General features: G+C 74.2%; 4 protein-coding genes. 3 read left to right on the plus strand and 1 reads right to left on the minus strand.

What is annotated here, in order from left to right:
• Nucleotides 1-1000, minus strand: a 1000-nt coding sequence (locus tag NBW84_RS22875) for a serine/threonine-protein kinase (protein WP_250287307.1), incomplete at its 3' end; no start/stop codon positions are given.
• Nucleotides 1001-1422: 422 nt separating this feature from the next.
• Here NBW84_RS22875 and thiO point away from each other — a divergent pair.
• Genes thiO through NBW84_RS22890 form a run of 3 tightly spaced genes read left to right on the plus strand, consistent with a single transcriptional unit; the run spans nt 1423 to nt 3720 of the window.
• Entirely contained in the window at nt 1423-2742 is a 1320-nt protein-coding gene (gene thiO / locus NBW84_RS22880; RefSeq protein ID WP_250287308.1) for a glycine oxidase ThiO, read from the plus strand.
• Nucleotides 2739-2945 (plus strand): sulfur carrier protein ThiS, encoded by a 207-nt coding sequence (gene thiS / locus NBW84_RS22885; protein WP_250287309.1) that lies wholly within the window; start codon nt 2739-2741, stop codon nt 2943-2945. Before thiO ends, thiS begins: the two co-directional genes overlap by 4 nt.
• 1 nt (nt 2946) lies before the next feature.
• Nucleotides 2947-3720, plus strand: coding sequence for a thiazole synthase (locus NBW84_RS22890; RefSeq protein WP_250287311.1), 774 nt, complete (start codon nt 2947-2949; stop codon nt 3718-3720).
• Nucleotides 3721-4256 lie beyond the last annotated feature (536 nt).

Raw genomic sequence — 4256 nt, forward strand, 5'->3', positions numbered from 1 at the left:
GCGCGTCCCCGCCGGCGGCGCGGCCCGAGCCCGGGTGTGGTGGCCGGGCCGGCGCCGCGCGCGTCCCGCCAGGTGGCGCGGAGGGCAGCGGCGGCTCGGGAACGGGAGCGGCGAGATGGCTGGTGATCGCCGATGCCGCCTCCGGACCGTCCGCCGGACCGTCCGCGGAGATGGGCGTGCCGGCCTGGCCGTCGCGGACGGCGGCTGTCGCGCGCAGTTCCGCCAGCACAGCCGCGGCGGTGGCGGGACGCTGGTCCGGCGCGGCGGCGAGGGCCCGCCGCACCAGCGTGACCAGCTCGTCGGGGACGCTGCCGGCCAGTTCGTCGGGCAGTGCCGGCGGCGGCCCGTCCAGCATCTCCCGCAGCAGCTGCGCCGGGACCCGGCCGGTGAACGGCGGCTGTCCGGCCAGCAGGGTGAAGAGGGTGGCGCCGAACCCGAAGATGTCGGAGGCGATGCTGTGCTCCCCGCCCTGGAGCACCTCGGGCGGCGTGTAACGGGGCGTGAACGCCACCGACGCGGTCGTGTTCTCCGCCGCGCTCTCGGCCACGGCGATGCCGAAGTCGCTGAGCACGGCGGTCCCGGACTCGCGGAGCAGGATGTTCGCCGGTTTGAGATCACGGTGCAGGACGCCGTGGCGGTGGGCGGTCACGAGGGCGTCGGCCACCTGCACACCGACGCGCAGCACCTCCTCGACGTCCAGTCGCCCGGCGTCGGCCAGCCGGTCGGCCAGCGACCCGCCCGCGATGTACTCCATCGCGATGTAGGGGCGCCCGTCCCGGGTCGTCCCGGCATCGAAAACCGAGATGATGTTCGGGTGACCGGTCAGCCGCCCGGTCACCCGGCATTCACGCAGGAACCGCCGCTTCGCGTCGGGATCGGTGAGGACGGCGTTCATCACCTTGATCGCGACCCGGCGGTCGAAGATCTCCTGCCGGCCCAGGTAGACCGTACTGAACCCGCCGTAGCCGATCGGCTCCAGCAGACCGTAACCGTCGATCATGTTACGAGGCGGACGGCCATCGCCGGCAGCCGCCGGGCCGGGTGGCCCGCGCCCCCGGCCGGGCCACCTCCGGTGGATCGCCGGCCGCGCGGGCCAACGCACCCGTCCGTCGGCAACCGCCGGGCGCAGGCCCGTTGCGTGCAGGCCCGTTGCTCGCAGGCTGGTCGGGCACGGACTAAATGCGGAGCGCCGTCAGGCGTTACCACGATATCCGGTATCTCCTTGTTCGGCACCGTCACGCCCGGTACCACCACGATAAATCCGATCATCATGATTCAGCCTATGGCGGGTACCCACCCACCAGCGGGACGTCTTTCCGCTGCCCACCGCTGCGGGACAGGCCAGACTTGCGATTGAGGCTGACAGTATCGGGTGAGCGGTATCGGTGAGGATAACGACACCCCAAGTGTATAAGGAGGCTCATGCCGGCAGCCATCATGCCGCCAGGCGCAGCTGCTGCGCCGGCGCGCGCGGCCGGGGCCAACGGCCGGGGCGCGGCGGGATCCCGGCCGGACGTCATCGTCGCCGGCGCCGGTGTGATCGGGCTCGGCGTGGCGTGGCGCGCGCGTCTGCGCGGGCTGACAGTCACCGTCGTCGATCCCGCGCCGGGATCGGGGGCCAGTTGGACGGCCGCGGGCATGCTCGCCCCCCTCAGCGAGCTCCACTACGGTGAGCAGCCCCTGCTCGCGCTGAACATGGCGTCGGCACAGCGCTACCCCACGTTCGTCGCGGAGCTGGAGCGCAGCAGCGGCACCGAGGTCGGCTACCTGCGCTGCGGGACGCTGGTCGCGGCCTGGGACAGCGCGGACATGGCCGGTCTGCGCGACATCCACGGCTTCGCGCGCTCGCTGGGCCTGCGCACCGAGCTGCTGACCCGGCGCGAGCTGCGCGCCCGCGTCCCGGCGTCGGCGAGCGGCCTGGCCGGCGCACTGGCGGCACCCGACGATCACCAGATCGACAACCGGCTGCTGCACGGCGCGCTGCTGCGGGCCTGCGTGGCCGAGGGGGTGACGCTGCTCCCCGCCGCCGCGCGGCGGTGGCTGCTGCGCGGCGACCGGGTCGTCGGGCTGGAGCTGGCCGACGGCACCGAGCTGACCGCGCCGGTGGCCGTCCTCGCCTGCGGAGCGTGGTCGGGCCGGATCGACGGGCTGCCGCCCGGGGTGCTGCCGGCGGTCCGCCCGGTCAAGGGCCAGACCCTGCGGCTGCGTACCGTCGGGCCGCCGCCGCTGACCTGTGTGCTGCGGGGCACAGTACGCGGCCACCCGGTGTACCTGGTGCCCCGCGCCGACGGCCGGATCGTGGTGGGGGCCAGCAGCGAGGAGGCCGGCTTCGACCTGCGGCCCCGCGCGGGCGCCGTGTACGAGCTGCTCCGGGACGCCCAGGCCCTCGTCCCGGCGGTGGGTGAGGCGGAGCTGGAGGAGGTCAGCACCGGCCTGCGGCCCGCCTCACCGGACAACGCACCGCTGATCGGCCCGTCCCGGCTGCCCGGGCTGCTGCTCGCCGTCGGCCACTACCGCAACGGCGTGCTGCTCACCCCGGTGACGGCGGACGCCATCGCCGGCCTGCTGGCGGACGGCGCCCTGCCCGGCGAGGCCGCCGCCTTCACCCCGGCCCGGTTCGACCATGCCATCGACCGCACCGTCGACCGGGCCGTCGAGTATGCCGGGGACCGGGCCGGCGAGGGACGCGTCGCCGATGACCAGGCCGTCGAGAACCGGTCGACCAGGGAGGACGTCAGATGACTCTCACCGTGAACGGCAAGGCCATGCAGGTGCCGGCCGGTACCACGCTGCACCAGCTCATGATCATGATGAGCGTTTCCGCCAACGGCCGTGGGAGCGCCGCCGCGGTCGACGGCGTCGTCGCCCCCCGCAGCCGGTGGGAGAACCTGGAGCTGCGCGCCGGCCAGCACGTGGAGATCCTGACCGCCACCCAGGGAGGCTGACATGGCCGACGACGCGTTCACGATCGCCGGTGAGGAGCTCGGCTCCCGGCTGATCCTGGGCACCGGCGGCGCGCCGAGCCTCGCCGTCATGGAAGCGGCGATCAGGGCTTCCGGCACGGACATGTGCACGGTGTCCATGCGCCGGGTGGACACCACCACCCCGGGGTCGACGCTGGACATGCTCGCCCGCTGCGGCGTGCGGGTGCTGCCCAACACCGCCGGCTGCCGCACGTCCCACGAGGCCGTCCTCACCGCCGAGCTCGCCCGGGAGGCGCTGGGAACGAACTGGGTGAAACTCGAGGTGATCGCGGACGAGCAGACCCTGCTGCCGGACCCCATCGAGCTCCTCGACGCGGCGGAACGCCTCGTCGCCGAGGGTTTCACCGTCCTGCCCTACACCAACGACGACCCGGTGCTCGCCCGGCGCCTGCAGCAGGTCGGCTGCGCGGCCGTGATGCCGCTGGGCGCGCCCATCGGGACCGGGCTCGGCATCCGCAACGCCCACAACATCGAGCTGATCGTCGCCGAGGCGGAGGTCCCGGTCGTCCTGGACGCCGGGATCGGCACCGCCTCGGACGCGGCGCTGGCCATGGAGCTCGGCTGTGACGCCGTCCTGCTGGCGTCGGCGGTGACCCGCGCCCAGGATCCCGCCCTGATGGCGGCGGCGATGGCGGCCGGCGTCACCGCGGGACGGTTCGCCGCGCGGGCCGGGCGCATCCCGCGCCGTCACCATGCCCGGGCGTCGTCGCCCGTCCACGGCACGGCGGTGTTCTGAGCCGGCCCGGTTCCGCCGGTGGCGGGATCGGGATCCCGGCCCGCGCCCGGCGGCGTCCGGGTTCCGGGCGGGCTCCCGCCGCCGCCGTTTGCCTGCCCGGGCAGCGGAAAGGAGCCGTATGGGGTGGCGCCCCCGCCCGGTCGGCGGTCCGTCCCGGGGCGGGCGTGTCCCGGCGTGGGCGTGTCATGGCGGTCGGGCGTGTCATGGCGTGGGCCGGGCAAGGCCGGCGTCCCGCGCCGGGTATCCCCGCTCCCGCCGCTCCCCACTCCCTGTGATCTTTGCTGCCACGCACCGGCCTACGCCGGATGCGGGGCCGCGGCTGCGAGCATCGATGCGGGCACCTGCCCACGTTGTCGCTCGAACGACAGATGGAGCACGTTCGTGGCCGTCCCCAGCGTTTCGTTCTCGATAACAGTGCGCCTTGACGTACCAGCATCGTCACAGATCGTCGGCAAGATCACCACCGCTGTCGGCAAGCTGGGCGCGGTGGTCACCGCCCTCGACGTCGCGGAGTCGCACGCGGGCCGGCTCGTGCT

It is taken from the genome of Protofrankia sp. CiP1_Cm_nod2, from assembly GCF_920664355.1.
GTDB lineage: Bacteria > Actinomycetota > Actinomycetes > Frankiales > Frankiaceae > Protofrankia.